We start from the raw sequence: 25,302 nt of genomic DNA, 5'->3' as shown, positions 1-25,302 counted from the left end.
CAACGAGTCGATCCTAGTGACGGGTTCCCGCCCCTCGCAGGCCCTGAAGCCGACATTTCAGCGGGTGTCGAGCGCATGCCGCCCGACCGGCGTCACAGGGAGTCGAGCGCCTTCACGTAGTCGTTGAGGTCGCGGGCGTCCGGCAGGCCGTTGACGACGGTCCACCGCACGACGCCCTCCTTGTCGATGACGAAGGTGCCGCGCACGGCGCAGCCCTTGTCCTCGTCGAAGACGCCGTAGGCCCGCGAGACGTTGCCGTGCGGCCAGAAGTCCGACAGCAGGGGGTATTCGAGGCCCTCCTGCTCGGCGAAGACGCGCAGGGTGTGGATGGAGTCGTTGGAGACGGCGAGCAGCTGGGTGTCGCGGTCGGAGAACTGCGGCAGGTTGTCGCGCAGCTCGCACAGCTCGCCGGTGCACACGCCGGTGAAGGCGAAGGGGTAGAAGAGCAGGACGACGTTCTTGGAACCGCGGAAGTCGGACAGCCGGACGGACCGGCCGTGGTTGTCCTTGAGCTCGAAGTCGGGGGCCTTCTCGCCGACCTGGATCGCCATCGTCGTGGGTGTCCCTTCCTGAGGCTTCTGGGGTGGGACCACCCTACGCAGCGACCGGCGCGGACCGGTGGGCGGGCCGACGGTGCCGGCCCGCCCCGTACGTACGACTAACGCTGGGACTTCACGTATGACTACCGCTTGGACTTCGCCGCCTTCGGCGTCGCCAGCCGGCTGCCGCTCCAGTCCTTGCCGACGCTGACGCTCTTGGACGCCGTCAGACCCGCCGTGGTGGCGGCTTCCGAGATGTCGCTCGGCTCCACGTACCCCGAACGGCCGGTCTTCGGCGTCAGGAGCAGGATGGGGCCGCCCTCTTCGATGTACGTGGTGGCATCCACCAGCGCATCCGTCAGGTCGCCGTCGTCGTCACGGAACCACAGCACAACGGCGTCGGCCACGTCGTCGTAGTCCTCGTCCACCAGGTCGCCCTCGATGACGCCCTCGATGGCTTCGCGGAGTTCCTGATCCACGTCGTCGTCGTAGCCGAGCTCCTGGACCACCTGCCCGGGCTGGAACCCCAGCCTGGCGGCAGGGTTCGTCCGCTCCTCCGCGTGGTCCGCGGTCGCGCTCACGGGTTGCCTCCTGATCATGTCTTGGGAATAACTCAGCCACGCGCGTGCGCGAAGCATTGGCCGTAGTCCACACGGGCGGGACGGATCGCGCAAGTACCCGGCCGTTCAGACCGCCGAAACGGTGACGATCCTGGCCGTGTCACCGCAACTCCAGGCACACCATCATGGCCCGAGGTGACGTACACCACACCTTTCTGCCCTGTTTGCGCGTTTGGGAATCGTCTGCGGGTACGAGACTCGAAGGTATTCGCCCCATACGTCACGGAGCCGGCACGGAGTCGATCTCATCCCCGGGTTACCGCTCGGTAGAGATGACGTTTCACGGCCCCGAGGTGGACCATGGGGAACGGCGCAGCCCCAGCGACGACGCCCAGCGACGACAGCGAAACAGCGGCCCTCGCACGGCCCTCTGACAGGTAAGGAACAGCGTGGCTTCCGCATCCGATCGCAACCCGATCATCATTGGCGGCCTTCCGAGTCAGGTTCCTGACTTCGATCCCGAAGAGACGCAGGAGTGGCTCGACTCCCTCGACGCCGCCGTCGACGAGCGCGGCCGGGAACGCGCCCGCTACCTGATGCTGCGGCTGATCGAGCGGGCCCGCGAGAAGCGCGTGGCCGTGCCGGAGATGCGCAGCACGGACTACGTGAACACCATCCCCACCAAGAGCGAGCCGTTCTTCCCGGGCAACGAGGAGATCGAGCGCAAGATCCTCAACGCGACCCGCTGGAACGCGGCCGTGATGGTCTCCCGCGCCCAGCGCCCCGGCATCGGCGTCGGCGGCCACATCGCCACGTTCGCCTCCTCCGCCTCGCTCTATGACGTGGGCTTCAACCACTTCTTCCGCGGCAAGGACGAGGGCGACGGCGGCGACCAGGTCTTCTTCCAGGGCCACGCCTCCCCCGGCATCTACGCCCGCGCGTTCCTGCTGGACCGGCTCAGCGAGCAGCACCTGGACGGCTTCCGCCAGGAGAAGTCCAAGGCGCCGTACGCGCTGTCGTCGTACCCGCACCCGCGGTCGATGCCGGACTTCTGGGAGTTCCCGACGGTGTCGATGGGCCTCGGCCCGATCGGCGCGATCTACCAGGCGCGCATGAACCGCTACATGGAGGCGCGCGGGATCGCCGACACCTCCAAGTCGCACGTCTGGGCGTTCCTGGGTGACGGCGAGATGGACGAGCCGGAGTCGCTGGGCCAGCTGTCCATCGCCGCCCGCGAGGGCCTGGACAACCTCACGTTCGTCGTCAACTGCAACCTGCAGCGCCTCGACGGCCCGGTGCGCGGCAACGGGAAGATCATCCAGGAGCTGGAGTCGATCTTCCGCGGCGCCGGCTGGAACGTGATCAAGCTGGTCTGGGACCGCACCTGGGACCCGCTGCTCGCCCAGGACCGCGACGGCGTGCTGGTCAACAAGATGAACACCACGCCGGACGGGCAGTTCCAGACGTACGCCACGGAGACCGGCGCGTACATCCGCGACCACTTCTTCGGCGACGACCACCGGCTGCGCGCCATGGTCGAGAACATGACCGACGACCAGATCCTGCACCTGGGCCGCGGCGGCCACGACCACCGGAAGATCTTCGCGGCGTACAAGGCCGCCGTGGAGCACAAGGGCCAGCCGACGGTCATCCTGGCGAAGACGATCAAGGGCTGGACGCTGGGCCCGAACTTCGAGGGCCGCAACGCCACGCACCAGATGAAGAAGCTGACGGTCGACGACCTCAAGCGCTTCCGCGACCGGCTGCACCTGCCGATCCCGGACAAGGAGCTGGAGTCCGGCGTGCCGCCGTACTACCACCCGGGCCGGGACTCGGAGGAGATCCAGTACATGCACGACCGCCGCAAGGGCCTCGGCGGTTACGTACCCACGCGCGTCGTCCGCTCCGAGCCGCTGCCGCAGCCCGAGGACAAGACGTACGCGACCGTGAAGAAGGGCTCGGGACAGCAGTCCATCGCGACGACGATGGCGTTCGTCCGGCTCCTCAAGGACCTCATGCGGGACAAGGAGATCGGCAAGCGGTTCGTGCTGATCGCGCCGGACGAGTACCGCACGTTCGGCATGGACTCCTTCTTCCCGAGCGCGAAGATCTACAACCCGCTCGGCCAGCAGTACGAGTCGGTCGACCGTGATCTGCTGCTCGCCTACAAGGAGGCGCCGAACGGCCAGATGCTGCACGACGGCATCTCGGAGGCGGGCTGCACGGCCTCGCTCATCGCCGCCGGCTCGGCCTACGCCACGCACGGCGAGCCGCTGATCCCGGTCTACGTCTTCTACTCGATGTTCGGCTTCCAGCGCACCGGCGACCAGTTCTGGCAGATGGCCGACCAGCTGGCGCGCGGTTTCGTCCTGGGCGCGACCGCCGGCCGCACGACCCTGACCGGTGAGGGCCTGCAGCACGCGGACGGCCACTCGCAGCTGCTGGCCTCGACGAACCCGGGCTGCGTGGCGTACGACCCGGCGTTCGGCTTCGAGATCGCGCACATCGTCAAGGACGGGCTCCGGAGGATGTACGGCAGCTCGCCCGAGCACCCGCACGGCGAGGACGTCTTCTACTACCTGACCGTCTACAACGAGCCCATCCAGCACCCGGCCGAGCCGGAGAACGTGGACGTCGAGGGCATCCTCAAGGGCCTGTACCGCTTCAGCGAGGGCACGGCCGGGCAGACCCCGGCGCAGATCCTGGCCTCCGGAGTCGCGCTCCCCTGGGCGATCGAGGCGCAGAAGATCCTGGCCGACGACTGGAACGTCAAGGCGGACGTCTGGTCGGCGACCTCCTGGAACGAGCTGCGGCGCGAGGCCGTGGACTGCGAGGAGCACAACCTGCTGCACCCGGAGGAGGAGCAGCGGGTGCCGTACGTGACGCGGAAGCTGGCGGACGCGCAGGGGCCGGTCGTGGCCGTGTCCGACTGGATGCGCTCGGTTCCGGACCAGATCGCGCGCTGGGTGCCGCAGACGTACCAGTCGCTCGGCGCGGACGGCTTCGGCTTCGCCGACACCCGGGGTGCGGCGCGCCGCTTCTTCCACATCGACGCCCAGTCGATCGTGGTCGCGGTCCTCACCGAGCTGGCCCGTGAGGGCAAGGTCGACCGGTCGGTGCTCAAGCAGGCCATCGACCGGTACCAGCTGCTCGACGTGTCGGCGGCGGACCCGGGGGCCGCGGGCGGCGACGCGTAGGACGTGTGTCGGGGGGCGGCAGCCCGGCCGGTGCCGCCCCCGCGTTTCCTAGCATGCTCTCCATGACGCTCCCGATGACCGCACCGACCGCTCTGGCCCGTTGGGAGCAGCGCACGCAAGGTCCGCTGCTGGCGCTGGCCGTGCTCTTCGCGATCGCCTACGCTTTTCCGATCGTGGCTCCGGATGCTTCGGAAGACGTGCTCACCGCGTGCCACGTCACCAACTGGGCGGTGTGGGCCGCTTTCGCCGTCGACTACCTGGTCCGCCTGTGGCTGGCCGAGGACCGGCTGCGGTTCGTACGCGGCAATCCACTGGCGCTGCTGGCCGTGGTGCTGCCCCTGGCGCAGCCGCTGCGGCTACTGAAGCTGGTGTCGATGCTGTTCCTCGCCGGCCAGCGCGCACGGATGGCATCACAGGTACGGGTCACCACGTATGTCGCGGGGTCGTGCCTGGGACTGCTCGTCTTCGGTGCGCTGGCCGTGCTGGAGGTGGAAAGGGGCAAGCCCGGAGCTTCCATCCAGACGCTCGGGGACGCGGTCTGGTGGGCGTTCACCACGATGACCACCGTGGGGTACGGGGATATGGCACCGACCACGGGGCTCGGACGGATACTCGCGGTCGGGCTGATGCTGTCCGGGATCGCCCTGCTCGGTGTGGTGACGGCGAACATCGCGGCGTGGTTCATCGCGCGGTTCGACAAGGACGACGTGGAGGAGCGGCGCCAGACGGAGGCGATACGGGAACTGACGGAGGAGGTGCGGGCGCTGCGGGACGAACTGGCGGCGCTGAAGGGGACGTCGGCGAAATGACGGGGACGTCGGTGAGATGACGGGGCGTCGGTGAAATGACGGGAAGGAGGGCCTCGGCGCGGTCGCCGGGGCCCTTCCCTCGCACCACCCGGATCAGAACATGCCCATGCCCGGCGTGGCCGCTCCGGACAGCCAGATGACCGCCAGGAGCGTGTCGATGGCACCCAGGACCAGGGCGACCACGGCCGTGACGGGGCGGGAGCCCGCCCACGTGCGGCCCATGGCGAGCCAGCCGCAGACGATCGCCACGGGGCCGAGGATGATCCCCAGCACGAAGAATCCGGCAACCGCGCAGATGACTCCGATGATTCCGAGCGTCGCGCGATCCGGCCCGGTCCGTGACCACGTCCGGCCACGTGAGCGGGGGTGCCTGCGCGTACCGTGTCCGAAGCTCGCCATCATCAACTCCCGTAAACCCTCAGTCGGTTGGGGTTCGGTTCGGGTACGTGACGGCGAGTACCCCCCTGACGCACTTCAATCCCACTGCCTGCGCGCTGCCCCCCTCCAGCAGCGCGCCGCAGCGTCCTTCCTCCATGCCCTGCGGAGGACTTGACCCACTGTGACCTGCGCGGCCGCCGGAGGGGAGAGTTCGACGGGGCTGTTCACCCTGATAGGCGAATGCCCGTCAGATGTGCGCGGCGCCCGCGCCCGCGCCCGCGTTCTCGCCGCGCTTCGTCAGGAACGCCACCAGCACCGCCACCACGGCGACACCCGCGGCGACGAGCGACGCCGCGCTCATGCCGGAGATGAACGTGTCGTGCGCGACACCCGTGATCTTCGCGGCGATGGCGTCCGGCGTGCCCGGCGCCACCGGCGGGACGCCGACCTGGACCGCCTCGGACGCCTGGTGCTCCTGCTCCGGCGTCAGCGGCGGCAGCCCGGCCTTCGCCCAGTTGCCCGCGAGGTCGCTGTTGACCTTGGACGCCATCACCGCGCCCAGCACGGCCGTGCCGAGGCTGCCGCCGATCTGCATGGCGGCCTGCTGGAGGCCACCCGCGACACCCGACAGCTCCATCGGCGCGTTGCCGACGATGACCTCGGTCGCGCCGACCATGACCGGCGCGAGGCCGAGACCGAGCAGGGCGAACCAGAGCGACATGACGCCGCTGCCGGTGTCCGTCTCCAGCGTCGACATCCCGTACATGGCGATCGCGGTCAGCCCCATACCGCCCGCGAGCGGGACCCGGGGACCGAACTTGGTGATCATCGCGCCGGCGAGCGGCGAGCCGACGATCATCATGCCGGTGAGCGGCAGCAGGTGCAGGCCCGCGTCGATCGGGCTCATGCCGTGCACGTTCTGCAGGTAGAACGTCACGAAGAACAGGCCGCCCATGAACGCGATGGCCATCAGGACCATCAGCACGACACCCGCGGACAGCGCCACGGAGCGGAACAGCGCGAGCGGGATCAGCGGTTCCTTGACCTTCGTCTCCCAGAAGGCGAAGAGCGCGAAGCCCAGCACGGAGGCGCCGAGGAAGCCGAGCGTCTTCGCGTCGCCCCAGCCCCACTCGGACGGCGGGGCCTTGATGAGCGCCCACACCAGGCAGAACACGGAGGTCGACAGCAGGGCGATGCCCAGGATGTCGAAGGAGCGCGGGGCGTTCTCGGCGCGGTGGTCGAGCAGGATCCAGACGCCGAGGACGACGGCGAGGACACCGACCGGCACGTTGATGAAGAACACCGACTGCCAGTTGACGTGCTCGACGAGCACGCCGCCGAGGATCGGGCCGCCGGCGGTGGAGGCGCCGATGACCATGCCCCAGATGCCGATCGCCATGTTCAGCTTCTCGGCCGGGAAGGTGGCCCGCAGCAGGCCGAGCGCGGCCGGCATCAGCAGCGCGCCGAACAGGCCCTGCAGGACGCGGAAGACGACGACGAACGCGATGCTGTCGGACAGCCCGATGGCGCCCGAGGCCGCCGCGAAGCCGACGACGCCGATGAGGAAGGTCTGCCGGTGACCGAAGCGGTCGCCGAGCTTGCCCGCGGTGATCAGGGAGACCGCGAGGGCGAGGAAGTATCCGTTGGTGATCCACTGGACTTCGGCGAACGTGGCGCCGAGGTCCTTCTGGATGGCCGGGTTGGCAATGGCCACGATGGTGCCGTCGAGGGCCACCATCATGACCCCCACAGCGACGGTGATGAGGGTGAGCCAGGGGTGCCCTCGCAGCCCCTTGCCCGGCGTCGCGTCCGACGGCGACGCCGGTATGCCCCCCGACCCCGTCGTGTCGATGGTGGTCTGACTAGTCATGCGTTCGAGGCTAATGACAGCCACTGACAATTGACAAACCAATTCACTAGTCGGTAACTGACATGACATCCCCCTATAGCCTGAACTGGGAGAACAGTTCCGACGAGAGGCACGATGTGAACCTGCGCGAGCGCAAGAAGCGGCGCACCCGGGACGCGCTGCTGCGGGCCGCCCTGGAGCTGTTCGCCACGCGCGGGTACGAGGAGACGACGGTCGACGACATCGCCGCCGCCGTCGACGTCTCGCAGCGCACCTTCTTCCGCTACTTCGCCGGCAAGGAGGAGACGGCGTTCTTCGTGCCGCGGCTCGCGGAGGCGCTCGTCGTCGACGCCGTACGGGCCCGCCCGCCCCACGAGGCCCCGTTGGAGGCACTGCGCCGGGCCGTCCTGGAGAGCTGGGACACGATCAACGAGGCCGTCGAGGAGCACGTGCCGATCGAGCTGCACCTGCGCGTCTACCGGGTGATCGAGTCGACGCCCGCGCTGCTCGCCGCCCATCTGCGGCGGGCGGCGGAGCTGGAGGAACAGCTCGCGGGCATCATCGCCGAGCGCGAGGGGCTCGACGTGGACGCGGATCCCCGGCCGAGGATCGTCGTCGCCCTCTTCGGAGGGGTGATCCGCGTCACCGAGCGGCTGTGGTCCGCGGGGGACGACCTCACCATCGAGGGCATGCGCGAACTCACCGCCACCTACCTCGATCAGGTGGGTCCCGCGCTGGCGGGGAACTGGCGTGCGGGGCAGTCCCCCTAGCACCTTCACCGAAACGTGATCCCGGTCACTTGGTTAACGCGAGACCCTCTCGTTCTCCTAGTGTGTCCTTTCAGTGACTTCCTTCGACACCACCCCGCAACTGAACGTCTGGCGCGCACTGCTCGCTCTGGCCGTCGTCTTCGTGATGCTGGCGACGACCGGCTGGACGGCGCTGCGCAACCAGCGGGGCGCCTCGCCGCTCCAGGCCTCGCTCTCCGCCTGGGAGGACGGCCGGATCGCCGGGCACCGGCTGCCGGACCCGCAGTCGGAGCCGACGAAGCTGGCCCGCTTCTTCGCCTCGCTCACCGAGCGGGACCGCGCGAGCCTGGTCCGCACGTATCCGCTCGCCGTCGGAAACATGAACGGCGCCCCCGTCGAGCTGCGCTACCGCGCCAACCGCATCGCGCTCGCCAAGGCGCGTGAGGTCGAGCGGGAGCGGATGCACGACCAGCGCCTCACCCCGGCCGGACAGCACGAGGCCGGTCGCAGGCTGCACCGCTTCGAGGACCTGATGGAGAAGGGGCGCCACATCCTCGCCTTCGATCCCGAGGGCTCGGGCCGGGTGGCGGAGGTCTTCGGCGACCTGGGCGCGGCGGACCGCGTCTCGGTCGTCGTCCCGGGTGTGGACACGGATCTGCTCACCTTCCAGCGCACCCACCGCAAGTACTCGGCGCCTGCGGGCATGGCCGAGTCGCTGTACGCGGCAGAGCGGCAGGCGAGCCCCTCGACCCGGACGGCCGTGATCGCCTGGGCCGACTACACGGCACCCAGCGGCCTCGGCATCGACTCGGCGACGGCGATGCGCGCCGAGGAGGGCGCCATGCGGCTGAACGCACTGGTGCGGGCGCTGCCCGGCGGCGCGCCGGTGTCGCTGTTCTGCCACAGCTACGGCTCGGTGGTGTGCGGGGTCGCCGCGCACTCGCTGCCCGGCCGGGTCTCCGACATCGCGGTGGCCGGCAGCCCCGGCATGCGTGTGGAGAAGGCCGCCCAGCTGCACACCAGCGCCCGGGTGTGGGCGATGCGGGACGCCGACGACTGGATCCAGGACGTGCCGTACCTGGAGGTCGGCGGACTGGGCCACGGAGCGGATCCGGTGTCCGCCGGGTTCGGGGCGCGGGTGCTGTCGGCGCAGGGCGCGAAGGGACACGCCGGCTACTTCGAGCCCGGCACGGCAAGTCTGATGAATTTCGCAGAGATCGGCGTTGGCGCATACCGCTCGGTGCACTGCGCGCACGAAGACGGCGTCTGCCGTACCGGTTTGTCCGGCACGGCGGCGGCCTGACGCGCGTAGAGACGAAGAAACTGCGGTCTGCTCGGGAGGGGGACGGAGGGGCGCGTGCCGCATACGATGAGCCGCATGGGTGACGTACTGGCCGGATTTCATGCCGCCTGGGAGTTCGAGTCCGACTCCGTGCTCATCCGTTACGAACGGGGGATTCGAACACCCAAGCTCTTCCAGGCGCTCGGGGAACGCCGTGTGCCCCTGGAGGCGATCGCCGGTGTGACCCTGACGCGCGGGAAGCGCGGCACGGTCGTGCTGCGCGTCGAACCACGGCCCGGTGCGGATCCGCTGATGGAGGCGGCCGCCGGGCAGCTGAAGGAGAGCGGCGACCCCTACCGGCTGGTGCTGCCCGCCGAGCGGGAGGTGCTCGCGGAGTACTACGCCGACGAGCTGCGCGGGCTGCTGACGGAGTCCGGGCCGGCGGACCGTTTCCTCGTGGAGCCGCCGAAGGGGCCGCTGTCGTTCAAGGCGTACGACGGGAAGGCCACCTTCGACGGGCGGACCGTGAGCTTCCGGTGGTTCTGGACGGGGGCGTCGTCGGCGAAGTGGAAGGCCGGCGACCAGAACTTCTCCGTCGGGGAACTCAACGGGGTGGAGTGGCGGTCGCCGGAGGTCTTCGAGGGGCATCTGCGGTTGCTGCGGCGGGATGTGGGGACGGCTGCCGTGCAGGCCGACCAGGATCCCGCGGCGGTGGTGTTCGGGTTGGGGTACGGGCCCGTGCACGAGTCACTGCCGTTCGCGGCGGCGGTGCTGGCCGCGGTGCGGACGTCCAGTCCGGTGGCCGCCGTTCCCGCGGCTGCGCCGCGCCGTGATCCTGCGGACATCGCCGAGCGGATTCGGCATCTTGGGGAGTTGCATCAGGCCGGGCTGGTGACCGATGAGGAATTCTCGGTCAAGAAGGCCGAGTTGTTGGCTGAGCTCTAGCGTCTGCGGGGTGCTGCGCGCCGGCCAGTTCGGGTCGAGTGTGGCCGGTCGCGCACACGCGGCGGAGCCGCACATCGGCACAGCCCCGCGCCCCTGAATACCTTTTACTCCCGTCCGGCAGAAGTAAAGGTCATGTCCGCGTAGCGGTTGCCCGCCACCTGGGCCGCTATGCCGTCCAGCAGGTCCAGTTGCTCGTCCGTCAGGATGATCCTGGTCGCCGCCGTGTTCTCCTCCGCCCTGGAGGGCTTGCGGGTGCCGGGGATCGGGATGACCGGGAGGTCGCGGATCGTGGCCTGCTGCTGGACCCAGGCCAGGGCGATCTGGCCGAGGGAGGCGTCGTGGGCCTTGGCCACCGTGCGGATCAGTTCCAGCAGGGTCGCGTTGGCCGTCGCGTTGTCGCCCGTGAAGCGGGGCTGCTGGCGGCGGAAGTCGTCCGACGACAACTCCTCCGCACGGGCGAACGAGCCGGTGAGGAAGCCCCGGCCGAGCGGGGAGTACGGGACGAGGGCCACACCGAGGTCGCGGGCCGCGGGGACGACGTGCGTCTCGATGTCGCGGCTGAACAGCGACCACTCCGACTGCACCGCGGCGATGGGGTGCACGGCGTGCGCGGCGCGCAGTTCGTCGGCCGTGACCTCGCTCAGGCCGAGGTGCTTGACCTTGCCCTCGCGGACCAGGTCGGCCATGGTGCCGACGCTCTCCTCGATCGGCACGTTCACATCGCGCCGGTGCATGTAGTAGAGGTCGATGGCGTCGACGTCCAGGCGCTTCAGGCTCGCCTCGACGGCCTGGCGGATGTAGGGCGGGTCGTTGCGGATGACACGGCGCGTCGGGTCGTCCGCGGGGATCGACAGGGCGAACTTGGTCGCGATGACGACCTCGTCGCGGTGGGCCTTGAAGAACGGTGACAGGAACCGCTCGTTCTCGCCGGCACCGTAGGCGTCGGCCGTGTCGTAGAGGGTGACGCCCAGTTCGAGGGCCCTTTCCAGGGTGGCCCGGGACGCGTCCGCGTCCGCAGGGCCGTAGGCGAAGCTCATGCCCATGCAGCCGAGGCCCTGGACGCCCACCTCGGGGCCGTTGTCGCCGAGCCTGGCCGTCGTGATCCTGCCGTCCGTCATCGGGACCTCTCCGACGCCAGGGCACGCCCGGCGTCCGCGTAGAAACTGATCTTCCGGTCGAGCACGGCGAGCGTGCCCCGGAGTTCGTCGATCCTGGCCAGGACGTCCTCGCGGGTCGTCTTCAGCAGCTCGAAGCGCTCGCCGTAGGTGTGGTCGCCCTCGCGCACCAGTTCCGCGTACCGCACCATGTCGGCGACCGGCATGCCCGTCAGGCGGAGCTTGCCGACGAGGTCGAGCCAGTCGAGGTCGCGGTTGGTGTAGCGGCGCTGGCCGGTGTGGGACCGGTCGATGTGCGGCATCAGGCCGATGCGCTCGTACCAGCGCAGGGTGTGTGCCGTCAGGCCGGTCAGGGCGACGACCTCGCTGATCGTGTAGCGGTCCTCGCCGTCCGGGCGCCGGTTCTGCTGCGGCGGTCCGGCGCAGGTGTCGGTCCTGGTCCCCGTGGTCTCCATCACCGTCATGGCCCCCACGCTAGAACCTTGGAGTGCACTCCAAGCAAGCGCGGGAGGTAAGAAATCGGCAGGACGCTCCTTGATCCGGCTGGTTAGCGTACGGAGTCATGAGTGCTGTACGCCGTGCCGTGCCCGAGGACGCCGAGGAAGTCCTGCGCCTGCGCCAAGTCATGATCGACGCGATGTTCGCCACCGACCCCACCGTCGACTGGCACGGGGAGTCCCTCCCCACGCTGAGACACAAACTCGGCGAACCCGCCGGGGACTTCGTGGCGTTCGTCGTCGACCACCCGGAGCGGCCGGGTGCGCTGGCCTCGCTGGTGGCCGGGACGATCGACTACCGCATCGGCAAGGCGGGCGATCCGCAGGGCCGGGTGGGCTTCGTCTTCAGCGTGGCCACCGACCCGGACGCGCGGCGCCGCGGGTACGCGCGCGCGTGCATGACCAGGCTGCTGGAGTGGTTCCGGGAGCGCGACGCCCGGCGGGTGCAGCTCACCGCCTCGGCGGAGGCCGAGCCGCTGTACGTCTCCCTCGGGTTCCGGCCCAAGCCCGACCCCTTGCTGGAGCTCACGCTCTGAACGCATAGGCTCGAACGCATGTCGTTGAAGAGCCTCGCGTTGATCGAGAACTGGCCGGTTCCCACCGCCGCGGCGGGTGTCGTACGGGCGGACGGCACCGTCCTGGGCACCCACGGTCCGGCCGGGCAGCGGTTCCCGCTCGCGTCGGTGACCAAGCCGCTGGCCGCGTACGCGGTGCTCGTCGCGTACGAGGAGGGGGCGATCGAGTTCGACGAGCCCGCCGGTCCGGCCGGGTCGACCGTCCGGCACCTGCTCGCGCACACCTCGGGCCTCGCCTTCGACGAGCACAAGGTCACGGCCCCGCCCGGGGAGCGGCGGCTGTACTCCAACGCGGGCTTCGAGCAGCTCGGCGACCACGTCGAGAAGGCGACCGACATCCCGTTCGCCGAGTACCTGCGGCAGGCCGTGCTGGAGCCGCTGGGCATGACCTCGACGGCGCTGGAGGGCTCCCCGGCCAAGGACGGGGTGTCCACGGTCGAGGACCTGCTGCGCTTCGCGGCCGAGGTGCAGGCGCCGCGGCTGCTGGATCCCCGTACGGTCGCCGAGGCGATGAGCGTGCACTACCCGGGTACGAAGGGCGTCCTGCCGGGGTACGGCCACCAGAACCCCAACGACTGGGGGCTCGGCTTCGAGATCCGCGACTCCAAGTCCCCGCACTGGACGGGCGCTTCGTCCTCCCCGCGCACGTTCGGGCATTTCGGGCAGTCCGGTACGTTCCTGTGGGTCGACCCCGACGCGGGGGCGGCGTGCGTGGCGCTGACGGACCGGGCGTTCGGGCCGTGGGCGATCGAGGCGTGGCCGCCGTTCACGGACGCGGTGCTCGCGGAGCTCTAGAGGCCGCGCGGGGCTCTGGAGATGGCGCGGCGCTCTAGGCCATCTCCCAGACGAGGAGCTCGGCCTCCGTCACGGCCTCCGCCTCCAGGCCCTTGGCATCGGCGATCCGGGCCGCGTCACCGGCGCCCAACTCCTCGCCGTCCAGGCGTACGCCACCGCGTACGACGTGCACATACGCGTACGCCGCGTCCGGCACCGCCGTCCGCTCCCCCGCGCCCAGCCGCCGCACGTGCAGCATCGCGCCGGCCTCCGGGACGGCGTACGGCGTCGAGTCGGCGATGCCGTGGACCACCTCGTAGAACGGGTCGCCGCCGGGCCGCAGCGGGGCCAGCCACATCTGGATGAACGTCAGGGGCTCCGGGCCGTCGTTGCGCTCCACGTGCCGCACCCCGCCCGCCGAGCTGAGGCGCTGCACGTCGCCGTGGCGGACGACCGACTCGTGCCCGGTGGAGTCCCGGTGCGTCAGCTCGCCCTCCACCACCCACGTCACGATCTCGGTGTGGCTGTGCGGATGCTCGTCGAACCCGGCCCCCGGGGCCAGCCGCTCCTCGTTGCACGCGAGCACCGCGCCGAAGCGGAGGTTGTCCGGGTCGTAGTGGGACCCGAAGGAGAAGGCGTGCCGGCTCTCGATTCCGGCCGCCGGGTCCCCGCCCTGGTAGCGCTCGTCAGCGCGCCGAATGTCCATCACGAGGTCCACCGTAGACCCGGCGACGCACCTTCCCGTCCGGATAAGGCAGTCTTGTCCCCGTGCCCGAACCCGAAACCGGTAAGAACGCAGCCGCAGCCCGTGCCGTCCACCCGCATGCCGCGACGCTGAAGCGACTGGAGAAGTCGTCCGGCTCGCTCGCCGCGCAGGCCATCGCGCGGATGGACGAGACGCTGCCCTGGTACCGGGCCATGCCCCCGGAGAACCGTTCCTGGATCGGTCTGGTCGCACAGGCGGGCATCGCCGCGTTCACCGAGTGGTTCCGGCATCCGGACGCCCCGCAGGCCATCTCCACCGACGTGTTCGGCACCGCGCCGCGCGAGCTGACCCGGGCGATCACGCTGCGGCAGACCGTGGAGATGGTGCGCACCACCATCGAGGTGATGGAGTCCGCGATCGACGAGGTCGCGGCCCCCGGCGACGAGAGCGTGCTGCGCGAGGCGCTGCTGGTGTACGCCCGGGAGATCGCCTTCGCCACCGCCCAGGTGTACGCGCAGGCCGCCGAGGCACGCGGTGCCTGGGACGCCCGGCTGGAGTCCCTGGTGGTGAACGCCGTGCTCAGCGGTGAAGCCGACGAGGGCGCCGTGTCCCGGGCCGCCGCCCTCGGCTGGAACTCGCCCGAGCACGTGTGCGTGGTGCTCGGGACGGCGCCCGACGGGGACAGCGAGCTGACCGTCGAGGCCATAAGGCGCGCCGCCCGACACGCCAAGCTCCAGGTGCTGACCGGGGTGCTCGGCGACCGGCTGGTGGTGATCGCCGGCGGCAGCGACAACCCGCTGGCCGTCGCCAAGTCGCTGATCGGCCCGTTCGCCGCCGGGCCGGTCGTGGCGGGCCCGGTGGTGCCCGACCTGCAGGCCGCGACCCGGTCCGCGCAGGCCGCCGCGGCGGGGCTGAAGGCGTGTTCCGCCTGGCAGGACGCCCCGCGCCCGGTCCTGGCGGACGACCTGCTTCCGGAGCGGGCGATCGCCGGTGACCCCTCGGCCCGTGAGCAGCTGGTGGAGGAGATCTACAGACCGCTGGAGGAGGCCGGGGCCGCGCTCCTGGAGACCCTCAGCGTCTACCTCGAACAGGCGAGCAGTCTCGAGGGCGCCGCCCGGATGCTGTTCGTGCATCCCAACACCGTCCGCTACCGGCTTCGACGTGTGACTGACGTCACCGGATGGTCACCCTCCGATGTACGCTCTGCCTTCACGCTGCGGATCGCGCTGATCCTGGGGCGTCTGGTCGATGGAGATCTCCAGCCCTAAGGTTTTGTCGGGGCTCGACAAAACCCCCTCGTGTTCTTCGTCCCTGTCCCCACGGGCGGCCGTGCCCGTCCCCAAGAGAGAGTGTGAGAGTGCTCGTACTCGTCGCTCCCGGCCAGGGCGCCCAGACGCCCGGCTTCCTGACTGAATGGCTCGACTTCCCCGGTGTTCGCGGTGCCCTCGAGGCATGGTCCGACGCCGCGGGCATCGACCTGATCCGTTACGGCACCGAGGCCGACGCGGAGGAGATCCGCGACACCGCGGTGGCGCAGCCGCTGCTCGTCGCGGCCGGACTGGCGTCCGCGGCCCTGCTGTTCGAGGACCCGGCCGACCTCCCGCGGAAGGTCGGCGCCATCGCCGGTCACAGCGTCGGCGAGTTCACCGCCGCCTCGCTCGCCGGGGTACTCCCGCACGAGGAGGCCCTGCGGCTGGTCCGCGCCCGTGGGCGCGCCATGGCCGAGGCCGCCGCCGTCACCGAGACGGGGATGGCGGCGCTGCTGGGCGGCGACCCCGCCGTGACGGTTCCTCACCTGGAGAAGCTGGGCCTGACCCCGGCGAACATCAACGGCGCGGGCCAGATCGTCGCGGCCGGCACCAAGGAGCAGCTCGCCGCGCTGGAGGCGGACAAGCCCGAGGGCGTGCGCAAGGTCGTCGCGCTGAAGGTCGCCGGCGCGTTCCACACGCACCATATGGCCCCCGCGGTCGAGACGCTGGCGAAGGCCGCCGCCGACGCCCGGGGAACGAGTGACCCGAAGGTCACCTACGTCTCCAACAAGGACGGGCAGGCCGTCGCCGCCGGCGGCGAGGTGCTGGAGCGCCTGGTCGGCCAGGTCGCCAACCCGGTCCGCTGGGACCTGTGCATGGAGACCTTCAAGGAGCTCGGGGTCACGGCCCTGATCGAGGTGTGCCCCGGCGGCACCCTCACCGGTCTCGCCAAGCGGGCCCTGCCCGGGGTGAAGACGCTGGCCCTGAAGTCCCCCGCCGACCTCGACGCGGCTCGCGAGCTCATCGCCGAGCACAGTGCCTGACAAGGAGCCCGAGAGCATGGCGAAGATCAAGCCCGGCAAGGGCGCCCCGTACGCGCGGATCCTCGGTGTCGGCGGTTACCGGCCGACCCGGGTCGTGCCGAACGAGGTGATCCTGGAGACGATCGACTCCTCCGACGAGTGGATCCGCTCGCGCTCCGGCATCGAGACGCGGCACTGGGCCTCCGACGAGGAGACCGTCGCCGCGATGTCGCTGGAGGCCTCCGGCAAGGCCATCGCGGACGCGGGCATCTCCGTCGAGCAGATCGGCGGCGTGATCGTCTCCACCGTCTCGCACTTCAAGCAGACGCCGGCCGTCGCCACCGAGATCGCCGACAAGCTGGGCACCGACAAGGCCGCCGCCTTCGACATCTCGGCGGGCTGCGCGGGCTTCGGCTACGGACTGACCCTCGCCAAGGGCATGATCGTCGAGGGCTCCGCGGAGTACGTCCTGGTCATCGGCGTCGAGCGGCTGAGCGACCTGACCGACCTGGAGGACCGGGCGACGGCCTTCCTGTTCGGCGACGGCGCCGGCGCGGTCGTGGTCGGCCCGTCCCAGGAGCCCGCGATCGGCCCGACCGTGTGGGGCTCCGAGGGCGACAAGTCCGACACCATCAAGCAGACCGTGCCGTGGACGGACTACCGCGACGGGACGGTCGAGAAGTTCCCCGCGATCACCCAGGAAGGCCAGGCGGTGTTCCGCTGGGCCGTGTTCGAGATGGCGAAGGTCGCCCAGCAGGCGCTGGACGCGGCCGGGATCACCGCGGACGACCTGGACGTCTTCATCCCGCACCAGGCCAACGTGCGGATCATCGACTCGATGGTGAAGACGCTGAAACTGCCGGAGCACGTCACGGTCGCGCGTGACATCCGCACCACCGGCAACACCTCGGCCGCCTCGATCCCGCTCGCGATGGAGCGGCTCCTGGCGACCGGCGAGGCGAAGAGCGGCGACACCGCGCTCGTCATCGGCTTCGGGGCGGGTCTCGTCTACGCCGCGACTGTCGTTACCCTCCCCTAGGCACTCCGTGCCGGATCATGCGGTCCGGGACGGGAAGAACCACCTGCCACACCCTCTGAATATCTACGAAGGAGCGCCGACATGGCCGCCACTCAGGAAGAGATCGTCGCCGGTCTCGCCGAGATCGTGAACGAGATCGCCGGCATCCCGGTTGAGGACGTCCAGCTGGACAAGTCCTTCACCGACGACCTGGACGTCGACTCGCTGTCCATGGTCGAGGTCGTCGTCGCCGCCGAAGAGCGCTTCGACGTCAAGATCCCGGACGAGGACGTCAAGAACCTCAAGACCGTCGGCGACGCGACCGACTACATCCTGAAGCACCAGGGCTGATCGACCGATCAGGCCCCTGGGCTGACTGCCCCGCCACCCGGCGGTGGCGCCGCTTAATCCTCGGATCCGTTGGAGAAAGAATTCCCGTGAGCTCGACCAATCGCACCGTGGTCGTCACCGGTATCGGCGCAACCACACCGCTGGGTGGCGACGCAGCCTCTACCTGGGAGGGCCTGGTCGCCGGACGTTCCGGCGTCAAGCCCCTGGAGCAGGACTGGGCGGCCGAGCAGGCCGTCAAGATCGCGGCCCCGGTCGCCGTGGAGCCGACCGAGGTCATCCCGCGGCCGCAGGCCCGCCGACTGGACCGCTCGGCCCAGTTCGCGCTGGTCGCGGCCAAGGAGGCCTGGGCCGACGCCGGTTTCGAGGCGAAGGCCGGCGAGGACCCGAACGTCGACCCCGACCGGCTGGGCGCGGTCATCGCCTCCGGCATCGGCGGCGTGACGACGCTGCTCGACCAGTACGACGTGCTGAAGGAGAAGGGCGTCCGCCGCGTCTCCCCGCACACCGTTCCCATGCTGATGCCCAACGGCCCCTCGGCCAACGTGGGGTTGGCCGTGGGCGCCCGGGCGGGCGTGCACACGCCGGTCTCCGCCTGCGCGTCGGGCGCCGAGGCCATCGGCTACGCCATCGAGATGATCCGCACCGGCCGCGCCGACGTCGTCGTCGCGGGTGGCACGGAGGCGGCGATCCACCCGCTGCCCATCGCCGCGTTCGGCAACATGATGGCGATGTCCAAGAACAACGACGACCCGCAGGGCGCGTCGCGTCCCTACGACGTCGCCCGCGACGGCTTCGTCCTCGGTGAGGGCGCCGGTGTCGTCGTCCTGGAGTCCGCCGAGCACGCCGCGAAGCGCGGGGCCCGGGTGTACGCGGAGGCGGTCGGGCAGGGCATCTCCGCCGACAGCCACGACATCGTGCAGCCGGAGCCGGAGGGGCGGGGCATCTCGCACGCCCTGCAGAACCTGCTGGAGCGCACCGACCTCGACCCTGCGGAGATCGTGCACGTCAACGCGCACGCGACGTCGACGCCGGCCGGTGACATCGCCGAGCTGAAGGCGCTGCGGAAGGTGTTCGGTGACGACACCGACCACATCGCGGTGTCGGCGACGAAGTCGATGACCGGGCATCTGCTCGGTGGCGCGGGTGGTGTCGAGACGGTGGCGACCGTGCTCGCGCTGTACCACCGGGTGGCTCCGCCGACGATCAACGTGGAGAACCTCGACCCCGAGGCCGAGGCGAACGCCGACATCGTCCGGGGTGAGGCCCGGAAGCTGCCCGTCGATGGGCGTATCGCCGCGTTGAACGACTCGTTCGGGTTCGGTGGGCACAACGTGGTGCTGGCGTTCCGGACCGTGTGAGAACGCCGCTCCCACTCGTTCCACGGAAAAGGGCCCCCACCTACGGGTGGGGGCCCTTTCGTATGCGCGAAACAGAGATCAGACCACCTGGTGGAGCCAGCGGACCGGGGCGCCCTCTCCTGCGTAGCGGAAGGGTTCCAACTCGTCGTCCCAGGGCTTGCCCAGGAGTTTGTTGAGCTCCGCCTCCAGGTCGGTCTCGCCCTGCCGGCTGCGCTGCAGGGCCGCGCGCAGGCGGTCCTCGGGGATGAGGATGTCGCCGTGGATGCCGGTGACGGCGTGGAAGATGCCCAGGTCGGGGGTGCAGCTGTAGCGTTCGCCCTCGGCGGTGGGGCAGGGTTCCGCGGTGACCTCGAAGCGCAGGAGGTGCCAGCCGCGCAGGGCGGAGGCGAGCTTGGACGCCGTGCCCGCCTGACCCTGCCAGGAGAACTCCGAGCGCCAGGTGCCGGGCGCGGCGGGCTGCCGGATCCAGTCCAGGCTGACGCGCGTGCCGAGCACCCCGGCGACGGCCCACTCGACGTGCGGGCACAGCGCGCGCGGCGCGGAGTGCACGTACAGAACTCCACGTGTCGTCACCGGAACCTCCGGGCTGAGCGTGACCATCTTGGAAACGGGCGGAACGGCGGTGACCGGGCGGGTCACGTTGATGGCGAGGCTACCGTGCGGGGGCGCAAGGAGTGTGACGTACGGTCGGTCCCGGTGCCGGGAAACTCCCGCCATTCACCCAGGGGGACGCTTGTACGGGTGTGAGCCGTTGCACCTGATCGGTCGGGAACCCTCGTGCGTTGTTATTGGTTGGGGAGACAGGCACGGTGCGGCGAGGGGATGGACCAGGGATGCGGAAGCGAAGCCACCGCTCACGGGTTGTTCTCGCCCTGGTCGTGGCCGCGGTGGTGGGTCTGGCCGGGTGTGACGCCGTGGGGGGCGACTCCCCCGCCCCGTCCGACGCGGCCAAGCCGTCCCCCAGCCCCACGCCCCTGTGGGACCGCAGCCCGAGTTCCGTCGCCGCCGTCGGCGATTCCATCACGCGCGCCTTCGACGCCTGTGACGTGCTGTCGGACTGCCCGGAGGCGTCCTGGGCGACCGGCAGCAGCGCCGAGGTCGACTCGCTGGCGGTGCGGCTGCTGGGCCGGGCCGGGGCCGCCGAGCGGAGCTGGAACTACGCGGTGTCGGGGGCGCGGATGGCCGACCTGCCGGGGCAGATGGCCCGGGCGGTGCGGCGGAAGCCGCAGCTGGTGACGGTGCTGGTCGGGGCGAACGACGCCTGCCGGCCCACGCCCTCGGCGATGACCCCGGTCTCCGCCTTCCGCGCCGACTTCGAGGACGCGCTGCGCTCCCTGCGCAAGGCCCTGCCCAAGGCCCAGGTGTTCGTGGCGAGCGTGCCGGATCTGAAGCGGCTGTGGTCCGAGGGCCGCACCAGCCCGATGGCCAGGCAGGTGTGGCAGCTGGGCATCTGCCCGTCGATGCTGGGCGACGCGAACGCCCTGGACACGGCGGCGACGCTGCGGCGGGACACGGTGCAGAAGCGGGTGGAGGACTACAACAAGGTCCTGAAGGAGGTCTGCGCCCGGGACGAGCGGTGCCGCTACGACGGCGGCGCGGTGTACGACTACCGCTTCGGCACGGCCCAGTTGAGCCGCTGGGACTACTTCCACCCGAGCGTGAACGGACAGGCCCGGTTGGCGGAGATCGCGTATCGCACCGTCACGGCGAAGAACCCCTGACTTAGAGTTCCGCACATGAACGAACTCTTCGGCACACTTTCCGACGGGACTCCGGTGCACCGCTGGACCCTTCGGCGGGCGGGCGTACGGGTGCGAGTGCTGACGTACGGCGGGATCGTGCAGTCCGTGGAGGTGCCGGACCGCGAGGGGCGGGCCGGGGACGTGGTGCTGGGGTTCCCGGATCTGGACGGCTATCTCGCCCATCCGGAGCCGTACCTCGGCGCCCTGGTCGGGCGGTACGCCAACCGGATCGCCGGCGGCCGTTCCCACTGGACGGGCGGACGTACGCGCTCGAACCGAACAACGGGCCGAACACGCTGCACGGCGGAGCCCGCGGATTCGACCGGCGGGTGTGGGACGCGGCCCCGGTCGAGCACGGGGTGCGGCTGACGCGGGTCAGTCCGCACGGCGAGGAGGGGTTCCCGGGGCGGCTGGCGGTCACGGCGACGTACACGCTGCTGGAGAGCGGGGCGCTGCGGATCGCGTACGAGGCGGTGACGGACGCGCCGACCGTGGTGAACCTGACGAACCACAGCTACTTCAACCTGGCCGGTTCCGGGGACGCGGGCGGTCATGAGCTGCGGCTGGCGGCCTCCCGGTACACGCCGGTCGACGCGGACCTGATCCCGACCGGCGCCCTGGACGACGTGACGGGCACGCGCTTCGACTTCCGCGAGCCCCGCAAGGTCGGGTCCGGTTACGACCACAACTTCGTGCTCGACAAGGGCGTGACGGACCGTCCGGTGGAGGTCGCCGAGCTGTACGACCCGGCGTCCGGGCGGGTGCTGACGGTGGCGACGACCGAGCCCGGCCTCCAGCTGTACACCGCCGACCACCTGGGTGAGCCCTTCACGCCCGGGGACGGCGTCGCGCTGGAGACGCAGCACTTCCCGGACTCCCCGAACCGGCCGGAGTTCCCGACGACCGTGCTGCGGCCGGGCGAGGTGTTCCGCTCGGAGACGGTGTACTGGTTCGGCGCGCGATAGTCCCGCCGGAGAACCACGAGCCCCGGTCCGGAGGTCAGGTCCCGGACCGGGGCTGCTTGGCGGGGAACTCGTCCCGCCTCAGACGTTAATCGTCGCGGTGATCCTGCGGTCCGTGATCGAGCGCCCGACCTGGATCTCGTACGAACCCTTCACAAACGACCACGAGCCGGTCGCTTCGTCCCAGATCTCGAAGGCGCGGCGCGGCAGTTCGACGGTCGCCTCGACGCTCTCGCCGGGTGCGGCCTCGACGCCCGCGAAGCCGGCCAGCCCGCGTGCCGGGCGGGTGGGGCCGGGCTCGCCCGGGGCGAGGTAGAGCTGGACGACCTCGCGGCCGGGACGGTCGCCGGTGTTGCGGAGGCGGACCGTCACGGTGGCCCCTTCGGCGGTCCCTTCCACCTCGACCGACTCGTAGGTCCAGTGGGTGTAGCCGAGGCCGTGGCCGAAGGGGTAGGCGGGGGTGCGGCCGTGCTTCTCCCAGGCGCGGTAGCCGATGAAGACGTCCTCGTCATAGGGGAGTACGCCGTTCTCCGGGACGACCCGGGTGATCGGGGCGTCGGCCAGGGAACCCCAGGTGGTGGGCAGCCGGCCGCCGGGCTCGTGGGCGCCGGTGAGCACGTCCGCCAGGGCCGCGCCGCCCTCCTGACCGGGGAACCAGGTGAGGAGGACGGCGGCGACGTCGTCGCGCCACGGGAGTTCCACCGGGGAGCCGGAGTTGACGACCACGACGGTGTTCGGGTTGGCGGCGGCGACGGCCCGGACCAGGTCGTCCTGGCGGCCGGGCAGGCGCAGGTCGGTGCGGTCGAAGCCCTCCGACTCGACGCGTTCGGTGGTGGCGACCACCACGACGGCCGTGTCGGCGGCGCGGGCAGCGGCGGCGGCCTCGGCGATCAGCTCGTCGGGATCACGCTGGGGTTCCTGGTGGGCGAGGCTGAAGGCGACGACCTTCAGGGCGGCGTCGTCGGGGAAGTGCACGGCATGGACGAGGGAGACGTCGACCGGTTCGCCCGCGGTGAGTTCCACCTCGGCGCGGGGCTCGGGGGCGCCGAAGAAGCTGACGAAGGGGTCGTCCTTGGCGGGGCGCTGGACGTCGTCGTAGTACGTCGTGCCGCCGATGGTGAGGGTGAAGGCGCCCACGCCCTTGATGCCGAAGGTGTGCGGGCCGCTCTCGCGCGGGGTGAAGGTGCCGGTCAGTTCGACGGTGTGGAGAGTGTCGTGGGTGACGCCGTCCGGGAGGTCGGAGCCCACCCACTGGAGCTGGCCGTTGGGCGCGCTGCGGGTGCCGATGACCTGGTCGGCGGCGTCGCGGCAGACGGCGTGCAGCTCGAAGCCCCGGTCGGCGATGGCGAGTTCGGTGCTCGGGTCGGCTCCGACGGCGTAGCTGAGGCTGCCCTCGGGGAGGGCGGCGGTGAGGCCGTCGAGCGGGGAGACGGTCCGGGCCGGGAAGACCGTGGCGGAGCCGCCGCCGAGGACGCGGGCGTCGCGGGCCGCGGAGCCGATCAGCGCCACCCGGCCGGGCCGCAGCGGCAGTACGCCGTTCTCGTTGCGGACGAGGACGAAGGAGCGGCGGGCGATCTCGCGGGCGAGCGAGGTGCCGTCGACGGTCTCGGGCAGGTCGGTGACGACCGGCTCGGCGCCCTCCAGGATGCCGACGCGGGCGGCGAGGCGCAGGACGCGGCGGACCGCCTCGTCGACCTGGGCCTCGTCGGCCTCGCCGTCCCGCACGGCCCGGGCGAGGGCCTCGCCGTACACGGTGCGCGGTCCGGGCATCGCGATGTCCAGGCCGCCGGCGAGGGCGCCGGTGGTGGAGCGTGCGGCCAGCCAGTCGGAGACGTTGACGCCGTCGAAGCCCCATGCGCCGCGCAGCACTTCGTTGACCAGGTAGTGGTGTTCGGTCATGGTCGTGCCGTTGACCGTGTTGTAGGCGGTCATGATGCCCCACGGGTGGGCGTTCTCGACGATGTACTCGAAGGGCGCCAGGTACAGCTCGCGCAGGGCGCGTTCGCTCACGACGTTGTTCACCGTGAAGCGGTCGGTCTCGGCGTCGTTGGCGACGAAGTGCTTGACGGTGGTGCCGACGCCGCCGGACTGGACGCCGCGGACGTACTCGGCGCCGATCCGCCCGGTCAGGTACGGGTCCTCGCTGTAGGCCTCGAAGTGGCGGCCGCCGAGCGGGGAGCGGTGCAGGTTGACCGTGGGGGCGAGCAGGACGTGGACGCCCTTGCGGCGGGCCTCCTGGGCGAGCAGCACCCCGGCCCGGTGCGCGAGGGCGGGGTCCCAGGTGGCGGCGAGGGCGGTCGGTGAGGGCAGGGCGACGGACGGGTCGTCGGCGCTCCAGTGCACTCCGCGGACGCCGATCGGGCCGTCGGACATGACCAGCGACGGCAGGCCCGCCTCCGGCAGCGCGGGCAGGCTCCACATGTCCTGGCCGGCCAGCAGCCGTGTCCTGGCGTCCAGGTCGAGCTTGCCGAGGGCCGCCTCGACGACCGCCTCCCGCCGTTCCTCCGCTGTCTCCGCCACGTCGGCACCTCCACGTCGAAAGCCACTGAATGTCACCATCGTGCACCGCTCGCCTGTGAAGCGGTAGGTTTCGTTATCTCGTCGTAACAATTCTCCGTGCGGCTTGTCGTACGGTGACGCCATGAGGGCCAGGACGAGGAGCGAGGAACGGCGGGCGGAGATCGTGCGGGCCGCCCTGGAGGTGATCGCCGAGCGCGGTTACCGGGGAGCGAGCCTGGCCGCGGTCGCCGAGCGGGTCGGGCTGACCCAGCAGGGGCTGCTGCACCACTTCCCGACGAAGGAGGCGCTGCTGGTCGCGGTGCTCCAGGAGCGGGACCGCTGGGACGCCCTGCCCGCCGGGCGGCTGCGGCTGGACCTGCTGGGCTCGCTGGTCGAGTACAACGCGATGCGGCCGGCCATCATCCAGACGTTCTCGGCGCTGCTCGGCGAGAGCGTCACGGAGGGGCATCCGGCCCGGGCGTACTTCACGGAGCGCTACGTCCAGGTGCGGGCCGGCCTGGCCGGGGTGCTGCGCGCCGAGTACGGCGACCGCCTGCCGAGCGGCCTCACGCCCGAGCGGGCCGCACCCCTGGTGGTGGCGGTCCTGGACGGCCTGCAGTACCAGTGGCTGCTGGACCCGGAGTCGGTGGACATGGCGTCCGCGTTCCGCGACTTCCTGACCCTGCTGGGCGAGGACCCGGGACAGCACACCTAGCGGGCGGGGACGGCGGCCACGACCTCGACCTCGACGAGGGCCTCCGGGCGGAAGAGGCGGGACGCCTCGAAGGTCATGCTGGTCGGCGGGGTGCCGGTGAGGAACCGCCGCCGTACGGTGCCGTATTCCTCCAGCTTCGCGATGTCGGTCAGGTACGTGCGGATGTTGACCACGTCGGCCAGGGTGGCGCCGTGCGCCGCCAGCAGCGCGGTGAGGGTCTCGAAGACGCCCTCCGTCTGCTCGGCGAGGGTGGCGCCCTCGGCGATCTGCCCGGAGACGAACAACAGGGCGCTGCCGTCGGCCTGTTCGAGACGGGCGACCTGGGAGTAGTACGGGCTGAGGGGCTGGGGCGCGGAGGCGGGGTTGTCCAGGGTGATCTGCATGCCGCCGAAGCTATGCGGACCGCCGTC

24 protein-coding genes and 1 pseudogene are annotated in these 25,302 nt (G+C 70.8%); 15 read left to right on the top strand and 10 right to left on the bottom strand.

Annotated features, from left to right (window positions below; translation table 11 throughout):
* Nucleotides 1-92 precede the first annotated feature (92 nt).
* Together ACSUPV_RS28565 and ACSUPV_RS28560 are read right to left on the bottom strand one after the other, a co-directional pair.
* Nucleotides 93-551, bottom strand: coding sequence for a peroxiredoxin (locus tag ACSUPV_RS28565; RefSeq protein ID WP_031112006.1), 459 nt, complete (start codon nucleotides 549-551; stop codon nucleotides 93-95).
* A gap of 131 nt (nucleotides 552-682) precedes the next feature.
* A complete protein-coding gene (locus tag ACSUPV_RS28560; RefSeq protein WP_031112004.1) occupies nucleotides 683-1,120 on the bottom strand; it encodes a DUF3052 domain-containing protein in 438 nt (145 codons plus the stop codon).
* 428 nt (nucleotides 1,121-1,548) lie between these two features.
* Here ACSUPV_RS28560 and aceE point away from each other — a divergent pair, with 428 nt between their 5' ends.
* Together aceE and ACSUPV_RS28550 are read left to right on the top strand one after the other, a co-directional pair.
* Nucleotides 1,549-4,296 carry a pyruvate dehydrogenase (acetyl-transferring), homodimeric type gene (gene aceE / locus ACSUPV_RS28555; RefSeq protein ID WP_037762969.1) on the top strand — a complete coding sequence of 916 codons (2,748 nt, stop codon included), beginning with the start codon at nucleotides 1,549-1,551 and terminating at the stop codon, nucleotides 4,294-4,296.
* A 62-nt stretch (nucleotides 4,297-4,358) separates the two neighbouring features.
* The gene (locus tag ACSUPV_RS28550) at nucleotides 4,359-5,105 is read left to right on the top strand and encodes a potassium channel family protein (protein WP_382615981.1); all 747 of its coding nucleotides are present in this window, start codon (nucleotides 4,359-4,361) and stop codon (nucleotides 5,103-5,105) included.
* Nucleotides 5,106-5,198: 93 nt separating this feature from the next.
* Here ACSUPV_RS28550 and ACSUPV_RS28545 read toward each other — a convergent pair whose 3' ends face one another.
* On the bottom strand, nucleotides 5,199-5,507 hold the full coding sequence (locus ACSUPV_RS28545) for a hypothetical protein (protein WP_031111997.1): 309 nt from the start codon (nucleotides 5,505-5,507) through the stop codon (nucleotides 5,199-5,201).
* A 223-nt stretch (nucleotides 5,508-5,730) separates the two neighbouring features.
* The gene (locus ACSUPV_RS28540) at nucleotides 5,731-7,353 is read right to left on the bottom strand and encodes an MFS transporter (RefSeq protein WP_031111995.1); all 1,623 of its coding nucleotides are present in this window, start codon (nucleotides 7,351-7,353) and stop codon (nucleotides 5,731-5,733) included.
* A 62-nt stretch (nucleotides 7,354-7,415) separates the two neighbouring features.
* Here ACSUPV_RS28540 and ACSUPV_RS28535 point away from each other — a divergent pair, with 62 nt between their 5' ends.
* From ACSUPV_RS28535 to ACSUPV_RS28525, 3 genes are all read left to right on the top strand, one after another.
* Complete coding sequence (locus ACSUPV_RS28535) at nucleotides 7,416-8,102, top strand: TetR family transcriptional regulator (protein ID WP_051648881.1); 687 nt, start codon at nucleotides 7,416-7,418, stop codon at nucleotides 8,100-8,102.
* A gap of 73 nt (nucleotides 8,103-8,175) precedes the next feature.
* Nucleotides 8,176-9,384, top strand: coding sequence for an alpha/beta hydrolase (locus tag ACSUPV_RS28530; protein ID WP_436948824.1), 1,209 nt, complete (start codon nucleotides 8,176-8,178; stop codon nucleotides 9,382-9,384).
* 66 nt (nucleotides 9,385-9,450) lie between these two features.
* Nucleotides 9,451-10,308 carry a DUF4429 domain-containing protein gene (locus tag ACSUPV_RS28525; RefSeq protein WP_037762960.1) on the top strand — a complete coding sequence of 286 codons (858 nt, stop codon included), beginning with the start codon at nucleotides 9,451-9,453 and terminating at the stop codon, nucleotides 10,306-10,308.
* A 104-nt stretch (nucleotides 10,309-10,412) separates the two neighbouring features.
* Here the strand turns inward: ACSUPV_RS28525 and ACSUPV_RS28520 are convergent, their stop codons facing one another.
* The gene (locus ACSUPV_RS28520; protein WP_031111989.1) at nucleotides 10,413-11,426 is read right to left on the bottom strand and encodes an aldo/keto reductase; all 1,014 of its coding nucleotides are present in this window, start codon (nucleotides 11,424-11,426) and stop codon (nucleotides 10,413-10,415) included.
* Nucleotides 11,423-11,887: a MerR family transcriptional regulator gene (locus ACSUPV_RS28515; RefSeq protein ID WP_020271715.1), complete on the bottom strand. Its 465-nt coding sequence runs from the start codon at nucleotides 11,885-11,887 to the stop codon at nucleotides 11,423-11,425. Before ACSUPV_RS28515 ends, ACSUPV_RS28520 begins: the two co-directional genes overlap by 4 nt.
* Nucleotides 11,888-11,985: 98 nt before the next feature.
* Here ACSUPV_RS28515 and ACSUPV_RS28510 point away from each other — a divergent pair, with 98 nt between their 5' ends.
* Nucleotides 11,986-12,456 carry a GNAT family N-acetyltransferase gene (locus ACSUPV_RS28510; RefSeq protein WP_436948823.1) on the top strand — a complete coding sequence of 157 codons (471 nt, stop codon included), beginning with the start codon at nucleotides 11,986-11,988 and terminating at the stop codon, nucleotides 12,454-12,456.
* Nucleotides 12,457-12,474: 18 nt separating this feature from the next.
* Nucleotides 12,475-13,290: a serine hydrolase domain-containing protein gene (locus ACSUPV_RS28505; protein WP_037762949.1), complete on the top strand. Its 816-nt coding sequence runs from the start codon at nucleotides 12,475-12,477 to the stop codon at nucleotides 13,288-13,290.
* Between the two features lie 34 nt (nucleotides 13,291-13,324).
* Here the strand turns inward: ACSUPV_RS28505 and ACSUPV_RS28500 are convergent, their stop codons facing one another.
* Nucleotides 13,325-13,975, bottom strand: a complete 651-nt coding sequence (locus tag ACSUPV_RS28500; protein ID WP_031111983.1) for a pirin family protein — start codon at nucleotides 13,973-13,975, stop codon at nucleotides 13,325-13,327.
* A gap of 62 nt (nucleotides 13,976-14,037) precedes the next feature.
* Here ACSUPV_RS28500 and fasR point away from each other — a divergent pair, with 62 nt between their 5' ends.
* The 5 genes from fasR (at nucleotide 14,038) to fabF (ending at nucleotide 18,974) form a co-directional block, all read left to right on the top strand.
* The gene (gene fasR, locus ACSUPV_RS28495) at nucleotides 14,038-15,243 is read left to right on the top strand and encodes a fatty acid biosynthesis transcriptional regulator FasR (protein ID WP_037762946.1); all 1,206 of its coding nucleotides are present in this window, start codon (nucleotides 14,038-14,040) and stop codon (nucleotides 15,241-15,243) included.
* Between the two features lie 89 nt (nucleotides 15,244-15,332).
* Complete coding sequence (locus tag ACSUPV_RS28490) at nucleotides 15,333-16,268, top strand: ACP S-malonyltransferase (protein WP_031111979.1); 936 nt, start codon at nucleotides 15,333-15,335, stop codon at nucleotides 16,266-16,268.
* Between the two features lie 16 nt (nucleotides 16,269-16,284).
* Nucleotides 16,285-17,286 carry a ketoacyl-ACP synthase III gene (locus ACSUPV_RS28485; protein WP_031111978.1) on the top strand — a complete coding sequence of 334 codons (1,002 nt, stop codon included), beginning with the start codon at nucleotides 16,285-16,287 and terminating at the stop codon, nucleotides 17,284-17,286.
* An 81-nt stretch (nucleotides 17,287-17,367) separates the two neighbouring features.
* Nucleotides 17,368-17,616, top strand: a complete 249-nt coding sequence (locus tag ACSUPV_RS28480; protein ID WP_003989952.1) for an acyl carrier protein — start codon at nucleotides 17,368-17,370, stop codon at nucleotides 17,614-17,616.
* An 86-nt stretch (nucleotides 17,617-17,702) separates the two neighbouring features.
* Complete coding sequence (gene fabF / locus ACSUPV_RS28475) at nucleotides 17,703-18,974, top strand: beta-ketoacyl-ACP synthase II (protein WP_031111977.1); 1,272 nt, start codon at nucleotides 17,703-17,705, stop codon at nucleotides 18,972-18,974.
* Nucleotides 18,975-19,052: 78 nt separating this feature from the next.
* Here the strand turns inward: fabF and ACSUPV_RS28470 are convergent, their stop codons facing one another.
* A complete protein-coding gene (locus ACSUPV_RS28470; protein ID WP_031111976.1) occupies nucleotides 19,053-19,547 on the bottom strand; it encodes a DUF3145 domain-containing protein in 495 nt (164 codons plus the stop codon).
* Nucleotides 19,548-19,807: 260 nt separating this feature from the next.
* Between ACSUPV_RS28470 and ACSUPV_RS28465 the strand changes: the two genes are divergently transcribed.
* The gene (locus ACSUPV_RS28465; protein ID WP_037762940.1) at nucleotides 19,808-20,695 is read left to right on the top strand and encodes an SGNH/GDSL hydrolase family protein; all 888 of its coding nucleotides are present in this window, start codon (nucleotides 19,808-19,810) and stop codon (nucleotides 20,693-20,695) included.
* Between the two features lie 15 nt (nucleotides 20,696-20,710).
* Nucleotides 20,711-21,681, top strand: a pseudogene (locus tag ACSUPV_RS28460) (aldose epimerase family protein).
* A gap of 78 nt (nucleotides 21,682-21,759) precedes the next feature.
* Here ACSUPV_RS28460 and ACSUPV_RS28455 read toward each other — a convergent pair.
* Nucleotides 21,760-24,237: a beta-glucosidase H gene (locus ACSUPV_RS28455; RefSeq protein WP_436948822.1), complete on the bottom strand. Its 2,478-nt coding sequence runs from the start codon at nucleotides 24,235-24,237 to the stop codon at nucleotides 21,760-21,762.
* Between the two features lie 64 nt (nucleotides 24,238-24,301).
* Here ACSUPV_RS28455 and ACSUPV_RS28450 point away from each other — a divergent pair, with 64 nt between their 5' ends.
* Nucleotides 24,302-24,892, top strand: a complete 591-nt coding sequence (locus ACSUPV_RS28450) for a TetR/AcrR family transcriptional regulator (protein WP_436948821.1) — start codon at nucleotides 24,302-24,304, stop codon at nucleotides 24,890-24,892.
* On the opposite strand, the gene ACSUPV_RS28445 is transcribed toward ACSUPV_RS28450, so the two are convergent.
* Nucleotides 24,889-25,275 (bottom strand): RidA family protein, encoded by a 387-nt coding sequence (locus ACSUPV_RS28445; protein ID WP_436948820.1) that lies wholly within the window; start codon nucleotides 25,273-25,275, stop codon nucleotides 24,889-24,891. The genes ACSUPV_RS28450 and ACSUPV_RS28445 overlap by 4 nt on opposite strands.
* Nucleotides 25,276-25,302: the final 27 nt, after the last annotated feature.

Source organism: Streptomyces sp. SudanB52_2052, assembly GCF_964272415.1.
In the GTDB taxonomy this organism is placed as follows: domain Bacteria; phylum Actinomycetota; class Actinomycetes; order Streptomycetales; family Streptomycetaceae; genus Streptomyces; species Streptomyces olindensis.
This window is presented reverse-complemented; position numbering and strand designations above follow the sequence as displayed.